The following is a 16685-nucleotide window of genomic DNA, read 5'->3' on the forward strand; positions in this document are numbered from 1 at the left end:
CCTGCTATCCGCCGTTCTTCTGCTTCTGCCGTTCCTGGAACTCGTTGGCCAGCTTGGTGTGCTCTTCGTAGGTCTTGGTGAAGGTCGTCGTCTTGCCGTCGACCGACACGAAGAACATCCAGCCGCCGTGGTCCGGGTTGAGCGTAGCGGTCAGCGCGTCCAGGCCCGGGTTGTTGATCGGGCCGGTGGGCAGTCCCCTGACGAAGTGCGTGTTGTAGGAGTGGTCGAAGGCCTGGGCTTCCTTCAGGTTGAAGTTGATCTCGCTCTGATTCTTGACGTAGTTGTACGTCGAGTCGAACTGGAGCTTCTGGTTCGTGATGTCGTTGGTCTTCTTGAGGCGGTTGTAGACCACCTCGGCCATCTTCCGGAAGTCGTCGTGGTTCTTGCCCTCGGCGTTGACGAGGCTGGCGACCGTGACCACCTGGAGCGGATTCTCCAGGCCCAGCTCCTTGGCCTTGCCCTCGATGCCCAGCTCCGCGTACTTGTCGGTCGCGTTCTTGACCATCTGCTTGAGCAGGGAGTCGGGGGTGCTGTCCTTGCTGAGGTCGTAGCGCGCCGGGTACAGGAAGCCTTCGAGCGGGTCGATCAGCTTCGGGTTGTTGTTCGCCCAGGCCGGCAGGCCGAGGTTCTTGACCTCGCGCTTGGCGATCTCGGCGGTGGTGCCCTCCTGCTGGCCCAGCTTCTTGTCGATCGCCGCGTACACCGCGGTGTTGCGCATGCCTTCGGTGACCGTGATGACGTTCAGCTTCGAGGGGTCGCTCATGACCTCGACCGCGGACGCGGCCGACATCTTCTTCCTGAGCGGGTAGACACCGGCCTGGATGGCCTTGCCCGGAGGGAGCTTGGACGCGGCGTCGACGAACGCCTGCCCACTGGCGACGACGCCCGCCTTCTTGAGGATCAGGCCCATCTGCAGGAGGCCCGAGCCCTTGGGGATCTCGACCTCGACGATCTCACCGCTGCCCTCGCCCGCGAAGTCCTCGGCCGAGGCGAACCGGGCCTTGATGTAGTTGTAGCCGTAGTAGCCGCCACCGCCGACCACGCCGAGGATGACGACCGCGGCGACCAGGCAGGCCGTGCCGCTGCGCTTCTTGGGCTTGTCGCCCTTGGAGCGGCCGCCCCGGCGGCCGTCACCGTCGTCGCCGTCGTCCTCGCCGTCACGGCCTCCACCGTCGGTGAGCAGGCCGCTTTCCGGCTCCTCCGCCGGCTCCGGCTCCTCGACGGGTTCCGGCTCCAGGTGCCGCCGGCCCGGGGGCTGCGGCGGCTCGTAGGCGTCTTCCGTGCTGTAGAGATCGGGGGCCTCGCCCGGGTAGCCCGCCACGGGCTGCTGGGTGTAGGGGTCCACGCCCGCGTACGGGTCGGTCTGCACCGCCGCCGGGTACTGGCCCTGGCCGGTGTCCCAGCCCTGGCTGTCGTACACGGGCTGCTGCGCCTGGTGCTGCGGGGCATAGGCCTGCTGCTGCCCGGCGTACTGCTGCTGCGGGTACTGGCCGCCCTGCATGTACTGCTGCGGCTGCTGCGGCGGCTGCTGCTGCTGCGCCTGCTGCGGGTACTGCCCCTGCGGGTACTGCTGCTGGTACTGCTGCTGCGGGTACTCCGGGTACTGCTCGTACTGCGGATGCTGGGGGTACTGCTGCTGGTACTGCGGCTCCTGTGGGTACTCCTGCTGCTGCGGGGCACCGGCGTAAGGCACCTGGCCCTGCTGGGTCTGGTGCCCGGTCCACCCCTGGTCCCCGTAAAGGGGGTCCTCGGGGTGCCAGGGTTCGGGGCCACGGCCCCGGCCATACTCAGTCATCGGTCCCCTAGAGCCGCGAGACGGAGGCCACGGACTCCGTCGTCCGTGGCACCCGGTTCCGCCTCTTTGACGGTGGGCGACGGCTGTTCGAATGCCGTCTCATCGCGCGGAACGTTACCGTATCGCGATCAGACAACCACTTCGACGCACTCACCGGGAGGATTACCTGATACCCGTTCGGTCTCAAGAGCGTTCTGAAGGATCACCACAGCGGCTGCCTGATCGATGACCGACCGGCCCTTCTTCGCGTTCTTCCCGGAGGCCCGCAGACCCTGGGCGGCGGTGACCGTGGTCATCCGCTCGTCCACCAGACGGACCGTCACCGGCTTGATGCCCTTGGCGAGTTCGTTCGCGAAGGCGCGCACCTTGACCGCGGCCGGACCCTCCCGCCCGCTGAGCGAACGGGGAAGGCCGACCACGACTTCGAGGGGCTCGTACTCCTCGACGAGCTGCCGCAGCCGCCGGTGGGCAAAGGGGATGTCCCGGCCCGGAACGGTTTCCACCGGTGTGGCCAACACCCCATCGGGGTCGCAGGACGCGACCCCGATCCGGGCGTCCCCGACGTCGATGGCGAGCCGGCGGCCGCGGCGCAGCGTCATCGTCAGACCGTCTCGACGACGAGGCGCTCGACGGCGCTGATGGCCTCCGGCACGGCGGCCGGGTTCTGGCCTCCGCCCTGGGCGACGTCCGGCTTGCCGCCACCGCCGCCACCGAGGGTCTTGGCGGCCGTACGGACCAGGTCGCCCGCCTTGAGGCCGCGCTCGCGGGCGGCCTCGTTGGTGGCGATGACGGTCAGCGGGCGGTCGTTCGCCACGGTGAACAGGGCCACGACGGCCGGGCGGTCACCCTGGATACGGCCCCGGACGTCGAGGACCAGCTTGCGCAGGTCGTCGGCGCCGATGCCGTCCGCCACCTGGCCGATGACCAGGGCGACACCGTGGATGTCCTGGGCGTTCGCGGCGAGAGGGGCGGCGGCCTGGAGGACCTTCTCCGCGCGGAACTTCTCGATCTCCTTCTCGGCGTCCTTCAGCTTGCCGAGCATGGAGGCGATCTTCTCCGGCAGCTCCTCGGGGCGGCCCTTGACCAGCTCCTGGAGCTGGGCGACGACCGTGTGCTCCTTGGCGAGGAAGTTGTACGCGTCCACGCCCACCAGGGCCTCGACGCGGCGCACGCCGGAGCCGATGGAGGACTCGCCGAGCAGCTTCACCAGACCCAGCTGGGCGGTGTTGCCGACGTGCGTGCCGCCGCACAGCTCCTTGGAGAAGTCGCCGATGGTCACGACGCGCACGCGCTCGCCGTACTTCTCGCCGAACTCGGCGATGGCGCCCTGCTTCTTCGCCTCGTCGATGCTCATGATCTCGGCGGTGACGTCGAGCTCGCGCGACAGCACGTCGTTGATCTTCTGCTCGACGTCGGTCAGGACCGAGCCGGGAACGGCGTTCGGCGAACCGAAGTCGAAGCGGAAGCGGCCGGGGCTGTTCTCGGAGCCGGCCTGGGCGGCCGTCGGGCCGAGGGCGTCGCGCAGCGCCTGGTGGGTCAGGTGCGTGGCCGAGTGGGCGCGGGCGATGGCCCGGCGGCGGCTGACGTCGATGGCGGCGTACGCGGAGGCGCCCACCGTCACCTCGCCGACCTGGACGGAGCCCTTGTGCACGGAGACGCCCGGAACCGGCTGCTGCACGTCGCGGATGACGATGACGGCGCCGGAGTCGAGCTTGATCCGGCCCTGGTCGGCGAGCTGGCCGCCGCCCTCGGCGTAGAAGGGGGTGCGGTCGAGGACGACCTCGACCTCGTCGCCCTCGGAGGCGGCGGGCGCGGAGACGCCGTTGACCAGGAGGCCGACGATGGTGGACTCGCCCTGGTTGGTGGCGTAGCCGGTGAACTCGGTGCCGCCGGCGCTGTCGGCGATCTCCCGGTAGGCGGACATGTCCGCGTGGCCGGTCTTCTTGGCCTTGGCGTCGGCCTTGGCCCGGTCGCGCTGCTCCTGCATCAGGCGGCGGAAGCCGGGCTCGTCCACGGTCAGGCCCTGCTCGGCGGCCATCTCCAGGGTGAGGTCGATCGGGAAGCCCCAGGTGTCGTGGAGCAGGAAGGCCTTGTCGCCGGAGAGGACCGTGCCGCCGGTGGCCTTGGTCTCGGTCACGGCGGTGTCGAGGATGTTGGTGCCGCCCTTGACGGCCTTCAGGAAGGCGGCCTCTTCGGCGAGGGCGACGGTCTCGATGCGCTTGCGGTCGGTGACGAGCTCCGGGTACTGCTGGCCCATCGTGTTGATCACGACGTCGACCAGGTCCTGGACGACGGGACCCGTGGCGCCCATGAGGCGCATGTTGCGGATGGCGCGGCGCATGATGCGGCGCAGCACGTAGCCGCGGCCCTCGTTGCCGGGGGTGACGCCGTCGCCGATGAGCATGACGGAGGTGCGGATGTGGTCGGCGACCACGCGCATCGAGACGTCCGTGCCCTGGGCGGCGCCGTACTGCACGCCGGTCAGCTCGGTGGCCTTGTCCATGACCACGCGCAGGGTGTCGGTCTCGTACATGTTCTGCACGCCCTGCAGGATCATCGCGAGGCGTTCGAGGCCGAGACCGGTGTCGATGTTCTTCGACGGCAGGTCGCCGAGGATCGGGAAGTCTTCCTTCCCGTCGCCGGCGCCGCGCTCGTACTGCATGAAGACCAGGTTCCAGATCTCCACGTAGCGCTCGTCGTTGACGGCCGGGCCGCCCTCGACGCCGAACTCCGGGCCGCGGTCGTAGTTGATCTCCGAGCACGGGCCGCAGGGGCCGGGGACGCCCATGGACCAGAAGTTGTCCTTCTTGCCCAGGCGCTGGATGCGCTCGGCGGGGACGCCGATCTTCTCGCGCCAGATCGTCTCGGCCTCGTCGTCGTCGAGGTAGACGGTGATCCAGAGCTTCTCCGGCTCCAGGCCGTAGCCGCCGTCCGCCACGGAGCCGGTGAGCAGCTCCCAGGCGTACTTGATGGCGCCTTCCTTGAAGTAGTCGCCGAAGGAGAAGTTGCCGCACATCTGGAAGAACGTGCCGTGCCGGGTGGTCTTGCCGACCTCTTCGATGTCCGGCGTACGGACGCACTTCTGCACGCTGGTGGCCCGCGGGGCCGGGGGCTTGGTCTCGCCGAGGAAGTACGGCTTGAACGGGACCATGCCCGCGTTGACCAGCAGCAGAGTCGGGTCGTCCGCGATGAGCGACGCCGAAGGGACAACGGCGTGACCGCGCTCCTCGAAGAAGCTCAGCCAGCGGCGGCGAATCTCAGCCGACTCCATCAGTGGTCCTCATTCCGGTCGTACGAAAACTTAGGTCGGTGGGTGGTCTTGGTGTTCTCGATGGCCCGCAGCCGCCGCGGCCCGGGGAGGGCCGTGACGTTGTCGGGCCGGTCGGGGTCCTGGTGGAGCCCCAGTGCGTCGTTCAGCTCGTCCTCGCGCTGCGTCATTCCCGCTTTGACGTCGAGGGCGAAGTCCTTGAGGCGGTGTCCCGCCTCCACGGCCTTGTCGGCCGCCTGGGCGGCGAGACTCTCCGGCGTCAGCTTCTTCAGCTGGCGGTTGACCTTGGTGGTGGCCCACACGCCGGCGGCTGCGCCTGCGGTGAACCAGAAGGCTCGGCGGAACATCGGCGGTCTCAGCCCTTCTGCTTCCGGCGCCGGGCGGCCGGCACCGTACGTCCAACGATCACGGTTCGTCGGGATGCCTTCGCCGGCGTGCCGCCCGACGTCGCGGCATCCCCCTTGCCCAGCGCCTTGCGGACGCCGTAGCCGAAGGCCGCGACCTTCACCAGCGGGCCGCCGAAGGCGGTGGCCACGGTGGAGGACAGCGCGGAGGCGTTGGAGGTGACCTCCTGCACGTCGCTCGCGATGGCGTCGACCCGGTCGAGCTGGGTGCGCGCGGAGCGGACGGTGGTGGAGGCGTCGGCGAGCAGCGGGACGGCCTGGTCGGTCACGTCGGCCACCAGCTTGGTGGTCGCCCTGAGCACCTGGGCCAGCCTCACCAGGGCCACGGCGAGGAAGGAGATCAGGATGGCCCAGAAGACGGCCACGATGATCCCGGCCACCTCTACACCGGACACGTCACACCGCTCTCTGTCTGTACCTGAACCGCAGGACTATGCGCCCTCCGACCCTATCGCGCCGGAGATCCCCGGCCGTACCGGAAATCCGGGAGGCCCGGACCCGCCTTGAACGCAGCGCATCCGGACCAGTACCCTCCGTGTCCTATGGGACGGAGACCCCTTCGAAGTACCGCCGGGGGCAATCTTCCCTCGGAGCTCGGCCGGTTCATCGGGCGGGGTGGCGAACTCGCCCAGCTGGGGCGGCTCCTGGAGTCCTCGCGGCTCGTGACGGTGACCGGCGTGGGCGGGGTGGGCAAGTCCCGGCTCGCGCTCGCGGCCGCCCGGGCCGCCGCCGAGGGATCGCAGGAACGCTACTGCGACGGGGTCTGGCTGGCCGAGCTGGCCACCGTACGGGATCCCGCGCTGCTGGAGCTGGCCCTCGCCGAGGCGCTGGAGCTGACCGACCACACGACCCGGCCGCCGCGGACGGTCCTGGCCGAGCACCTGGCCGGGCGTCGGCTGCTGCTGGTCCTGGACGGCTTCGAGCAGCTGGTCGACGAGTGCGCGGACCTGGTACGGGAGCTGCTGCGGCGCTGCCCCGGCCTGCGCGTCCTCGCGGCCGGCCGGCGCCCGCTGGCCCTGGACGGGGAGCTGGCCTTCCCGCTGGCCCCGCCGGCCGCCGAGGAGGCGCTGGCCCTGCTGGCGGCGCGGGCGTCCGCGGCCGACCCGGCCTTCGCGGTGACCGCGGAGAACCGGGCGACGCTCGCCGAGCTGTGCGCCCGCCTCGACGGGATCCCGCTGGCGCTGGAGCTGGCGGCGGGCCGGCTGCGGACGCTGTCCCCCGCGCAGGTGCTGGCGCGGCTGGAGGACCGCTTCGCGCTGCTGACGGGCGGTGCGCGCGGCGGGCTCGCCCGGCACCGGGCGCTGCGGACGGCGATCGGCTGGAGCCACGAGCTGTGCACGCCCGCGGAGCGGCTGCTGTGGGCGCGGCTGTCGGTGTTCGCGGGGCAGTTCGACCTCGACGCGGTCGAATACGTGTGCGCGGGTCCGGATCTGCCGGTGGAGGACGTGCTGGACCTGGTCGGGGAGCTCTTGGCCCAGTCCCTGCTGGTCCGGGAGGAGACGCCCGCCGGGGTGCGTTTCCGCATGCTGGAGACCGTACGGGTGTACGGGGCGGGGTGGCTGGAGTCGCTGGGCGACGCCGGACGTCTGCGGCGGCGCCACCGGGACTGGTACGTGGGGCTGGCGACGTGGTGCGAGCTGGACTGGTTCAGCCCGCGCCAGCAGGAGGTGGCCGCGCTGGTGGAGGCGGAGCTGCCGAACATCCGGCTCGCCCTGGAGTGCTGCCTGGACGAGCCGGACGAGGCGCATCTGGGCCAGTACCTGGCGGGGACGCTGTGGTTCTACTGGGCGGGCTGCGGGCGCCTGACCGAGGGGCGGCACTGGCTGGACCGGACCCTGGAACCGGTGGACCAGGCGGCGGAGTACGAGAGCTCGCGGCTGAAGGCCCTGTGGGTGCTGGGCTACGTCGCGGCCCTGCAGGGGGACGCGACGGCCTCGATGAGCGCCCTGTACGAGTGCCGGGACGGGGCGGCGCAGAGCGGGAATCCGGTCGCGGCGGCCTACGCGGTGCACCGGATGGGCTGCCTGGCGCTGGTCTCGGACGACATGGCGCGGGCCCGGGAGCTGCTGGGCACGGCGCTGGAGCAGTACCGGGCGGCCGGCGAGCTGAACAGCAACGTGCTGATGTGCCAGGTGGAGCTGGGGATGGCGCTGGCCTTCCTCGGTGACCTGCCGGGCGCGCTCGCGCTGTGCGGGGAGGTCCGGGAGATATGCAAGGAGCGCGGGGAGCGCTGGACGAAGGCGTACGCCCTGTACGTCCTCGCGTACGCGGCCCTCGACGCGGGGCGCAGGCAGGAGGCGCGGCAGCTGCTGACCGAGTGCGTGGCCATCAACCACGTCTTCCACGATCTGGTCGGGCTGGTGCTCGCGCTGGAGCTGCTCGCGCTGGTCACGGTCGCGGAGGGGGACGCGGCCGAGGCGGCGGTGCTCCAGGGCGCGGCGGAGCCGATGTGGGGCGGGGTGGGGCTGCAGTTGTTCGGCTCGGGGTACTTCAACGCCCCGCGGCTGATGTGCCGGGAGCAGGCGGGCGAGCTGCTGGGCGCCGAGCGCTACGCGGCGTACGAGGCCGAGGGGCGGGAGCTGAGCCGTGAAGCGCTGGTCGGGCGGGCGCTGAGCGACCCGCGGGAGCGCGGCGGCGGGGTGCCCCGGCAGGCGGGGCGGGGCGGCGGCGGGCCTCGCGGCTCCCGGGTGTCGACGGGCGCGGCGGCGGAGCAGCCACAGCCCTGAGGCCGGTCCGGGAAACGGAAAACCCGCCGCCCCCCGGAGGGGACGGCGGGCTGACCAGTCGGTGAGACTAGGCCTGCATCAGCGGGCGTAGTACTCGACGACGAGCTGCTCGTCGCAGATGACCGGGATTTCCTTGCGGTTCGGGTCGCGGTCCAGGCGGAAGGCCAGGGCCTTCAGGTTGACCTGCAGGTAGCGCGGGGTCTCGCCCTCGCCTGCGTAGCCACCCTCACGGGCAACCTGGAACGGAACCTTCTCGCGGCTGCGCTCGCGCACGGTGATGACGTCGTCCGGACGGACACGGAACGACGGCTTGTCGACCTTGTCACCGTTGACCTCGATGTGGCCGTGAACGACCATCTGGCGGGCCTGGTAGATGGTGCGGGCGATGCCCGAACGCAGAACCAGGGCGTCGAGGCGACGCTCGAGCTCGACGACAAGCGCCTCGCCCGTCTTGCCTTCGGCCTTCTTGGCGCGGTCGTACGCGCGGGCCATCTGACGCTCAGAGATGTCGTACTGAGCGCGCAGACGCTGCTTCTCCAGCAGACGAACCTTGTAGTCCGAGTTCTGCTTGCGGCCACGGCCGTGCTCGCCCGGCGGGTAGGGGCGGGCCTCGAAGTACTTGACGGCCTTCGGGGTCAGCGCAATGCCGAGGGCACGCGACTTCTTGACCTTGGGTCGCTTCTGGTTCACGGGGAACCTACCTCCATGTAAGTTAGGTGAGGCTTACCTTAGCGAGGAGGACGTAATGTCTCGACCACATGGGATCCCCCTGCCCAGTGCGCAGCGCAGTTCGGATTCAGACGAAACAGAATCCGCTTGCGCCGACGATAAGCAAGGTCAGCCGCGTCCCAGGGAAGGCGTTCGGCAGCTCACCGGAGCCGAACGCGTACGAACCCTCGTAGAGTCCAACGCCTCAGTATCCCTCACGCTGATCGGTGCTCGTGACAGTCACGAGACCGAGGAGTTCGGGACAGGGCTGCCGGTCGCACGGACCGTCACCCCGGACGGGGACGTGATTCTCCTTGTTTCCGGGGAATCCACGGCTGCCAGGGCAGCCGCTCACGCCCAGGACGACGACCTCACCGCCGTGATCGAGATCACGGATGTGGCGCCGGTGTCCGTCCCACATCGTATCCGAGGCCGCGCCTGGCTGGCGGGGTGGCTGACGCCGGTGCGCGGGGACGACCGCGCGTCCTGCGCGGCGCTGCTCGCGGAGCGGCAGCCGGTGGGCGAGCTGCTGGGCATGAGGGAGTCCCTCGACGCCCCCCACACCGGGCGCCCGGCCTGGATGATGCTGCGCCTGGAGGTCGGCGAGATCTCGGTGGACGACCTGTGGGGCGCCGAGCACGTGGACCCGGACGACCTGGCCGCGGCGGAGCCGGACCCGATGGTCGCGCACGAGTCGGAGCTGCTGCAGCACCTGCACTCCGCCCACGGCGACCGGCTCGGCGAGCTGGGCGGCCTGCTCGGCGCGCGCGAGGCCCGCGGGATGAGCGCCGTACCGCTCTCCCTGGACCGCCTGGGCCTGCGCGTCCGCTTCACCGGCGGCCCGGCCGGCTCCTTCGACGCCCGCTTCGACTTCCCGGAGCCGGTCGCGGACATCTGCGGCCTGCGCCGGGCGATGCACTCCCTGTTCTCGGCGGCCTCGTACTAGGCCGCGGGGGTCACGGAGTGCAGGTGGCCGGCATGTTCTGGAGGGCGATCTTCTCCGGCACCGTCACGGACAGCCCGTACTCGGCCTTGATGCGTGGTCCCCGGTGGATCAGCGCGCGGCCCCGTCCACCCGGAGCAGGGCGCGCACGCCGAGCCGGTGGACGGCCTCCTCGGGCAGCCCGAGGGCGGCGTCGGGCAGGTTGAAGCCGAAGTCGATGCGGCGCTCGTCGGCGAGCGCGTCGCCGCAGCATGCGCAGGTGGGGAGGTGCGTGGTCACCCGGGCAGCCTAAGGGCTGTCCCGCCCCGGACGCCTCAGCCGCGGTCGGCGCCCCGGAGTCGCTCGCGGACCTTCTCCACCACGTCCGCGTAGCGGGCTTCGGCGCCGTACCGCGTCGGCTCGTAGTACCGCTTGCCCTGGATCTCGTCCGGCGCGTACTGCTGCGCCGCGATCGCGCCCGGCACGTCGTGCGGGTAGACGTACCCCTGCGCGTGCCCCAGCTTCGCCGCGCCCTTGTAGTGCCCGTCCCTCAGGTGCGGCGGGACCGATCCCGCAAGGCCCGCCCGTACGTCGGCCAGCGCCGCGCCGATCGCGGTCGTGGCGGTGTTCGACTTCGGGGCCAGGGCCAGCGCGATCGTGGCGTGCGAGAGGGTCAGCGCCGCTTCGGGGAAGCCGATCATCGCCACCGCCTGGGCCGCGGCCACCGCGATCGGCAGGGCCGTCGGGTCCGCCAGGCCGATGTCCTCGCTCGCGGAGATCATCAGGCGGCGCGCGATGAACCGGGGGTCCTCACCGGCCTCGATCATCCGGGCCAGGTAGTGCAGCGCGGCGTCGACGTCCGAGCCGCGGATCGACTTGATCAGCGCGCTCGCCACGTCGTAGTGCTGGTCGCCGTCCTTGTCGTACCGGACCGCCGCCCGGTCGACCGCCTCCTCCAGCGTCCGGAGGGTGATCTCGTCCTCGCCCTTGGCGATGGCCGACCCGGCTCCCGCCTCCAGCGCCGTCAGCGCCCGCCGGGCGTCGCCGCCCGCGATCCGCAGCAGGTGTGCCTCCGCGTCCGCCGGGAGGGTGACGGCCCCGCCCAGGCCCCGTTCCTCGGTGAGCGCGCGCCGCATCAGGGCGCTCAGGTCCTCGTCGGTCAGCGGTTCCAGCGTCAGCAGCAGCGAGCGCGACAGCAGCGGGGAGATGATCGAGAAGTACGGGTTCTCGGTGGTGGCCGCGATCAGCGTCACCCAGCGGTTCTCGACGGCGGGGAGCAGCGAGTCCTGCTGCGCCTTGCTGAAGCGGTGGATCTCGTCGAGGAAGAGGACGGTCTCCTTGCCGTAGCCGCCGGCCGCGCGCTTGGCGCCCTCGATGACGGCCCGTACCTCTTTGACGCCCGCGGTGATGGCGGAGAGCTCCACGAAACGCTTCTGCGTGGCCTGGCTGACCACGTACGCCAGTGTCGTCTTCCCGATGCCGGGCGGGCCCCAGAGGATCACCGACGAGGCACCGGCCGGGCCGCCGGCCCCTTCCCCGACCAGCCGCCGCAGCGGTGATCCGGGCTTCAGCAGGTGCTGCTGGCCGACGACCTCGTCCAGGGTGCGCGGGCGCATCCGGACGGCGAGCGGGGAGCTCGCGGGGTCCTTCTCCCGGCGGTCTTCGGCAGCGGCGGTGAACAGGTCTGGTTCCACACAGGAAGCCTATGCGAGCCCACCGACAGGGCCGCCCGCGCTCAGGAGGTCCAGAAGTCCCACCAGCGGGTCAGGATCAGCATCCCGATGATCCCGACGTGCAGGACGGGCAGGACCCAGGTGAACTCGTCGAGGAAGGACTTGAGCCAGCCCGGGGCGGGCAGCAGCCCCTCGCGGACGTTGTGCGCGGTGACGTACCAGAACATGAAGATCGTGGCGACCCAGGCCAGGCAGCACCACAGGCAGAGCGAGTTGATGTTGTACAGCGACTGGTACATGAGCCAGGTGCAGAAGGCGACGCCGAAGAGGGTGCCGGCGTTGAAGGTCAGCCAGTACCAGCCGCGGAACGAGGCCCCGGCCAGCATGCTCATGCCGACGCAGATCACGATCCCGTAGGCGACGAGTCCGAGCATGGGGTTCGGGAAGCCGAACGCCGAGGCCTGGTCGCTCGTCATGATGTTGCCGCAGGAGACGATCGGGTTGAGGCTGCAGGCGGGCTTGAAGGTCGGGTCCTCCAGCAGCTTGAACTTGTCGATCGTGATCACCCACGCGGCGAGCAGGCCCGCCGCTCCGGTGATCACCAGCAGCAGGGCCAGGGCCCGGCTTCCCCCGACGGTCCTGCCCCGGGCGGTGTCCGCGTCCGCGCTTCGTGTCGTCATACCGCCCGCTCCACATCTGCCAGGTGATCAAGCACGGGCCATTGTGCCGTACGAGCCTGTGAACGGACGGGGCCGGGGAAAGATCCCCGGCCCCGTCCTGTGTGCTCCGTACCGCCGCCGTCAGGCGAGGCGGGCCCGGACCGTGTCGACCAGCCCGTCGACGGGCACGGCCGTCTGCTCGCCGGACTCCATGTCCTTCAGCTGGACGACGCCCTCGGCGAGGTCCCGCTCGCCCACCACGACCGCGAAGCGGGCACCGCTGCGGTTCGCGTCCTTCATGGCGCCCTTGAGGCCCTTGCCGCCATAGGACATGTCGGCCGCGACACCCGCCTTGCGCAGCTGCGTCACGAGGCCGAACACGGTCGCCTTGGCCTCGCCCAGCGCCACCGCGAACACCGAGGTCGACGCCGGGATGTCGAGCTCGACGCCCTCGGCCTCCAGGGCCAGGACCGTGCGGTCCACGCCGAGGGCCCAGCCCACCGACGGCAGGGCCGGTCCGCCGATCATCTCGGACAGGCCGTCGTAGCGGCCGCCGCCGCCCACCGCGGACTGCGAGCCGAGGCCGCCGTGGACGAACTCGAAGGTGGTGCGGGTGTAGTAGTCCAGCCCGCGCACCAGCTTCTCGTCGTCCTCGAAGGCGACACCGGCGGCCGTCACCAGGGACCGGACCTGCTCGTGGTACGCCTTGCACGCGTCGCACAGGTAGTCCCGCAGCACCGGGGCGCCGACGAGCTGCTTCTGCACCTCGGCCCGCTTGTCGTCGAGGACGCGCAGCGGGTTGATCTCGGCTCGGCGCACGGTCTCCTCGTCGAGGTCGAGACCGCCCAGGAAGGACTGCAGCGCCTCCCGGTACACCGGACGGCACTCCTTGTCGCCCAGCGAGTTCAGCAGGATCCGGAAGTTGCGCAGGCCCAGCGAGCGGTACGCCTGGTCGGCCAGGATGATCAGCTCGGCGTCCAGGGCCGGGTCCTCGGCGCCGATCGCCTCGGCGCCGACCTGCGAGAAGTGGCGGTAGCGGCCCGCCTGCGGCTTCTCGTAGCGGTAGTAGGAGCCCGAGTACCAGAGCTTGACCGGCAGGTTGCCCTTCTTGTGCAGGCTGGCCTCCAGCGCCGCGCGCAGCACGGAGGCAGTGCCCTCGGGGCGCAGGGCGAGCTGGTCACCGCCCTTGGTCTCGAAGGCGTACATCTCCTTGGAGACGATGTCGGTGGACTCGCCGACGCCGCGTGCGAAGAGGCCCACGTCCTCGAAGCCGGGGGTCTCGATGTAGCCGTAGCCGGAGTTACGCAGGGGCGCCGCGATGGCCTCGCGCACCGCCAGGTACTTCACGGATACCGGCGGGATCAGGTCGTACGTGCCCTTGGGGGCCTGGAAAGTAGCCACGAAGCTTTCGTCACATTCCTCGTCGTGGAGCGGCGGTGCCGTCTCCGAGCCCGGCGGCGACTTCCCGAAGGTACGGGTTGGTCGCGCGCTCGCGGCCGATGGTGGTCTGGGGACCGTGGCCGGACAGCACCACGGTCGAGTCGTCGAGCGGCAGGCACACGCGGCCCAGCGATGCGAGCATCTCGGCGTGGGAGCCGCCGGGCAGGTCGGTGCGTCCGATGGAGCCGGCGAAGAGCAGGTCGCCCGAGAAGAAGACCGGCGGGATGTCGGCCAGCTCGGGCATCCGGAAGGTCACCGACCCCTTGGTATGCCCCGGCGCGTGCGCCACGGAGAATTCCATTCCGGCCAATTTCAGGGTGGCGCCGTCGGCCAGCTCGCGGACGTCGTCCGGCTCCCCCACGGTCAGCTCGCCCATGAGGGGCATCCCGATGGAGCGGCCGAGGGCCTTCTCCGGGTCGCTCATCATGTAGCGGTCCTCGGGGTGGATCCAGGCCGGTACGTCGTGTGCTCCGCACACCGGGACCACCGAGGCCACATGATCGATGTGGCCATGGGTCAGCACGACCGCGACGGGCTTGAGCCGATGCTTCTTCAGCGTCTCCTCGACACCCTGGGCGGCCTGATGACCCGGGTCGATGATGACGCACTCCTCACCGGCGGCGGGGGCGACCACGTAGCAGTTGGTGCCCCAAGCGCCTGCGGGGAACCCGGCAATCAGCACGTTCGTCCTCAATCGTCGTCCGGCGGGAGGCTGCAGACAGGAATCCTGCTGCTCAGAGCCTACCGGCGCCGCTCATTACACAGCGAACCCATATACGGTACGGCCTATCCCAGCCCGGACAGCAGTACCAGACACGTACAAGGAGACGACCCGGTGGTCACGAGCGATCAGCGTCGGCGACAGCTCGCCAAGGAGAAGTACGAGCGCCAGCAGAAGCGCCGGGACGAGGCCCGGAAGAAGTCGCGGCAGCGTGCGGCCGTGATCGGTGCGGCCGTGGCCGTGGTGATCGCGACGCTGGTGGGTCTGATCGTGGGCGGTGTCTTCGACAAGGACAAGAAGGACCAGGCCGCGGACCCGTCCGCGAGCCCGTCGGCTTCGGCGAGCGAGCCCGCGCCCAAGCAGTCCCCCTCGCCGGAGATGGCGATCGACCAGAAGGCGAAGTACACCTTCGCGCTGAAGACCAGCGCGGGTGACATCAACTTCACGATGGACGCGGCGAAGACCCCGCAGACCGTGAACTCCTTCAAGTCGCTCGCCGACAAGGGCTACTTCGACAACACCAAGTGCCACCGGCTGACGGCCGGCGGGATCTTCGTGCTCCAGTGCGGCGACCCCGAGGGCACTGGCCTCGGCGGCCCGGGCTACAACATCCCGGACGAGAACCTGGACTCGCTGGGCAAGGCCAACGAGCAGGGCCAGGTCGTCTACCCGGCCGGCACGGTGGCGATGGCCAACACGGGTCAGCCCGGCTCGGGCGGCAGCCAGTTCTTCCTGGTCTACAAGGACAGCCCGCTGGCGCCGTCGTACACGCCGTTCGGCAAGATCGACGCGGCCGGCCTGAAGGCCCTCGAGGAGATCGCGAAGGCCGGTACGGTCGACGGCGGCCAGGACGGCGCGCCCAAGACCGAGGTGAAGATCGAGAAGGGCACGGTCACGCAGAACTGACGTGATGCGCCGACCCCGGGCCCGGCCGGCCCGCCGCCCGTACGCCGATATTCCGTCGTGCGGGATGCGGACAGCCGGCCCGGCGGTCGCCTATGTTGGCGTTGTGCAGGGCGGGCGCTGCCCGCCCCAGGAAACTGTGGACGATGCCCAGGGGGTGAACCCCTCGCAAGGCATCAGGTGGAGGAGGCGCTGTGAGCAGCGACCCGTGGGGCCGAGTCGACGAGACGGGCACCGTGTACGTGCGTACTTCCGATGGCGAGCAGGTCGTCGGATCGTGGCAGGCCGGCACCCCTGAGGAGGCCCTGGCCTATTTCGAGCGCAAGTACGAGGGCCTGGTGGTCGAGATCGGCCTCCTCGAAAAGCGGGTGCGGACCACTGATCTGTCCGCCAAGGACGCCCAGACGGCGATCGACCACCTGCGTACGCAGGTCGACGAGCACCATGCCGTGGGTGACCTGGACGCCCTGCGCGTGCGGCTGGACAAGCTGGTCACGACCGTGGAGTCCCGGCGCGAGGAGCGCAAGGTGGCGAAGGCCAAGCAGACGGACGAGGCCCGTGCGGCCAAGGACGCGCTGGTCGTCGAGGCCGAGCAGCTGGCCCAGAGCGACCAGTGGCGCAGTGCCGGTGAACGGCTGCGCGCCCTGGTGGACATCTGGAAGGGGCTGCCGCGTCTGGACCGCAAGTCGGACGACGAGCTGTGGCACCGGTTCTCCCACGCGCGTTCCGCCTTCTCCAAGCGCCGCAAGGCGCACTTCGCCTCGCTGGACGCGCAGCGCGAGGATGCCCGCAAGGTCAAGGAGAGGCTGGTCGCGGAGGCCGAGTCGCTGTCGAATTCGACCGACTGGGGTCCGACGGCTGCCCGCTACCGCGAGCTGATGGCCGACTGGAAGGCGGCGGGCCGGGCGCAGCGCGAGTCCGAGGATGACCTGTGGAACCGTTTCCGCGGTGCGCAGGACGTGTTCTTCGCGGCCCGCAGCGAGGTCTTCGCGGAGCGTGACGCCGAGCAGATCGAGAACCTGAAGCTCAAGGAGGAGCTGGCCGACGAGGCCGAGAAGCTCGTCCCGATCACGGACCTGAAGGCGGCCCGTGCCGCGTTCCGCTCGCTCAACGAGCGCTGGGAAGCCATCGGCCACGTGCCGCGGGACGCCCGGCCGAAGGTCGAGGGCCGTATGCACGCGGTCGAGCGGGCGATCCAGGAGTCCGAGGAGGGCGAGTGGCGCCGTACGAACCCGGAGGCGCGGGCCCGTGCGGCCGGTCTGACGGGTCAGCTGCAGGCGGCCGTCGACAAGCTGCGTGAGCAGATCGACGCGGCGCGCGCGGCGGGCAACAACGCCAAGGCCGACAAGCTCTCGCGCGAGCTGGAGGGCCGCCAGGCCCTGCTGGACCAGGCGCTGAAGGGCCTGGAGGAGTTCGGCGGCTGAGCCGACGCCGCACCGACGTGCCGGGGCCCGGTGGTGATCCTT

Annotated in this window: 15 protein-coding genes; 4 read left to right on the forward strand and 11 right to left on the reverse strand. The window is 70.5% G+C overall.

The genetic code is table 11. From position 1 onward, the window contains the following. Positions 1 to 4: 4 nt before the first annotated feature. The 5 genes from mltG to ACFY04_RS14725 all read right to left on the reverse strand — a co-directional run bounded on the left by mltG (position 5) and on the right by ACFY04_RS14725 (position 5862). Positions 5 to 1795, reverse strand: a complete 1791-nt coding sequence (mltG, locus tag ACFY04_RS14705) for an endolytic transglycosylase MltG (protein WP_389116754.1) — start codon at positions 1793 to 1795, stop codon at positions 5 to 7. Between the two features lie 128 nt (positions 1796 to 1923). Next, positions 1924 to 2394, reverse strand: coding sequence for a Holliday junction resolvase RuvX (ruvX, locus tag ACFY04_RS14710; protein ID WP_030009552.1), 471 nt, complete (start codon positions 2392 to 2394; stop codon positions 1924 to 1926). Positions 2395 to 2396: 2 nt separating this feature from the next. Next, on the reverse strand, positions 2397 to 5066 hold the full coding sequence (gene alaS, locus ACFY04_RS14715) for an alanine--tRNA ligase (RefSeq protein ID WP_389116756.1): 2670 nt from the start codon (positions 5064 to 5066) through the stop codon (positions 2397 to 2399). After that, positions 5066 to 5410: a DUF6167 family protein gene (locus ACFY04_RS14720; protein WP_389116758.1), complete on the reverse strand. Its 345-nt coding sequence runs from the start codon at positions 5408 to 5410 to the stop codon at positions 5066 to 5068. The genes alaS and ACFY04_RS14720 overlap by 1 nt, the downstream gene beginning before the upstream one ends. Positions 5411 to 5418: 8 nt before the next feature. Further along, positions 5419 to 5862, reverse strand: a complete 444-nt coding sequence (locus ACFY04_RS14725) for a DUF948 domain-containing protein (protein ID WP_301372368.1) — start codon at positions 5860 to 5862, stop codon at positions 5419 to 5421. A gap of 147 nt (positions 5863 to 6009) precedes the next feature. On the opposite strand from ACFY04_RS14725, the gene ACFY04_RS14730 reads away from it, so the two are divergent. Then, the gene (locus ACFY04_RS14730) at positions 6010 to 8193 is read left to right on the forward strand and encodes an ATP-binding protein (RefSeq protein WP_389116760.1); all 2184 of its coding nucleotides are present in this window, start codon (positions 6010 to 6012) and stop codon (positions 8191 to 8193) included. 78 nt (positions 8194 to 8271) lie between these two features. Here ACFY04_RS14730 and rpsD read toward each other — a convergent pair whose 3' ends face one another. Further along, positions 8272 to 8883, reverse strand: a complete 612-nt coding sequence (gene rpsD, locus ACFY04_RS14735; RefSeq protein ID WP_008740451.1) for a 30S ribosomal protein S4 — start codon at positions 8881 to 8883, stop codon at positions 8272 to 8274. A 241-nt stretch (positions 8884 to 9124) separates the two neighbouring features. Here rpsD and ACFY04_RS14740 point away from each other — a divergent pair, with 241 nt between their 5' ends. After that, positions 9125 to 9847: a DUF2470 domain-containing protein gene (locus ACFY04_RS14740; protein ID WP_389116984.1), complete on the forward strand. Its 723-nt coding sequence runs from the start codon at positions 9125 to 9127 to the stop codon at positions 9845 to 9847. A gap of 108 nt (positions 9848 to 9955) precedes the next feature. Here ACFY04_RS14740 and ACFY04_RS14745 read toward each other — a convergent pair whose 3' ends face one another. From ACFY04_RS14745 to ACFY04_RS14765, 5 genes are all read right to left on the reverse strand, one after another. After that, positions 9956 to 10123, reverse strand: coding sequence for a hypothetical protein (locus ACFY04_RS14745; protein WP_389116761.1), 168 nt, complete (start codon positions 10121 to 10123; stop codon positions 9956 to 9958). A gap of 35 nt (positions 10124 to 10158) precedes the next feature. Beyond that, entirely contained in the window at positions 10159 to 11517 is a 1359-nt protein-coding gene (locus ACFY04_RS14750) for a replication-associated recombination protein A (RefSeq protein ID WP_389116762.1), read from the reverse strand. A gap of 41 nt (positions 11518 to 11558) precedes the next feature. Continuing rightward, the gene (locus ACFY04_RS14755) at positions 11559 to 12176 is read right to left on the reverse strand and encodes a vitamin K epoxide reductase family protein (protein ID WP_389116763.1); all 618 of its coding nucleotides are present in this window, start codon (positions 12174 to 12176) and stop codon (positions 11559 to 11561) included. Between the two features lie 120 nt (positions 12177 to 12296). Beyond that, complete coding sequence (hisS, locus tag ACFY04_RS14760; protein WP_389116765.1) at positions 12297 to 13556, reverse strand: histidine--tRNA ligase; 1260 nt, start codon at positions 13554 to 13556, stop codon at positions 12297 to 12299. A gap of 10 nt (positions 13557 to 13566) precedes the next feature. After that, positions 13567 to 14277 (reverse strand): MBL fold metallo-hydrolase, encoded by a 711-nt coding sequence (locus ACFY04_RS14765; RefSeq protein ID WP_389116767.1) that lies wholly within the window; start codon positions 14275 to 14277, stop codon positions 13567 to 13569. Between the two features lie 153 nt (positions 14278 to 14430). On the opposite strand from ACFY04_RS14765, the gene ACFY04_RS14770 reads away from it, so the two are divergent. Both ACFY04_RS14770 and ACFY04_RS14775 read left to right on the forward strand, forming a co-directional pair. Further along, a complete protein-coding gene (locus tag ACFY04_RS14770; RefSeq protein ID WP_389116769.1) occupies positions 14431 to 15222 on the forward strand; it encodes a peptidylprolyl isomerase in 792 nt (263 codons plus the stop codon). Between the two features lie 191 nt (positions 15223 to 15413). Further along, positions 15414 to 16643 carry a DUF349 domain-containing protein gene (locus ACFY04_RS14775; RefSeq protein WP_389116770.1) on the forward strand — a complete coding sequence of 410 codons (1230 nt, stop codon included), beginning with the start codon at positions 15414 to 15416 and terminating at the stop codon, positions 16641 to 16643. Positions 16644 to 16685: the final 42 nt, after the last annotated feature.

Source organism: Streptomyces sp. NPDC001549 (assembly GCF_042894025.1).
Taxonomy (GTDB): Bacteria; Actinomycetota; Actinomycetes; order Streptomycetales; family Streptomycetaceae; genus Streptomyces; species Streptomyces kutzneri.

Excerpts from the sequence above, each read along its gene's own strand:
- ACFY04_RS14720 (WP_389116758.1), bottom strand. The coding sequence starts at position 5,410 with ATGTTCCGCCGAGCCTTCTGGTTCACCGCAGGCGCAGCCGCCGGCGTG.
- ruvX (WP_030009552.1), bottom strand. The coding sequence starts at position 2,394 with ATGACGCTGCGCCGCGGCCGCCGGCTCGCCATCGACGTCGGGGACGCC.
- alaS (WP_389116756.1), bottom strand. The coding sequence starts at position 5,066 with ATGGAGTCGGCTGAGATTCGCCGCCGCTGGCTGAGCTTCTTCGAGGAG.
- ACFY04_RS14730 (WP_389116760.1), top strand. The coding sequence starts at position 6,010 with ATGGGACGGAGACCCCTTCGAAGTACCGCCGGGGGCAATCTTCCCTCG.
- ACFY04_RS14755 (WP_389116763.1), bottom strand. The coding sequence starts at position 12,176 with ATGACGACACGAAGCGCGGACGCGGACACCGCCCGGGGCAGGACCGTC.
- mltG (WP_389116754.1), bottom strand. The coding sequence starts at position 1,795 with ATGACTGAGTATGGCCGGGGCCGTGGCCCCGAACCCTGGCACCCCGAG.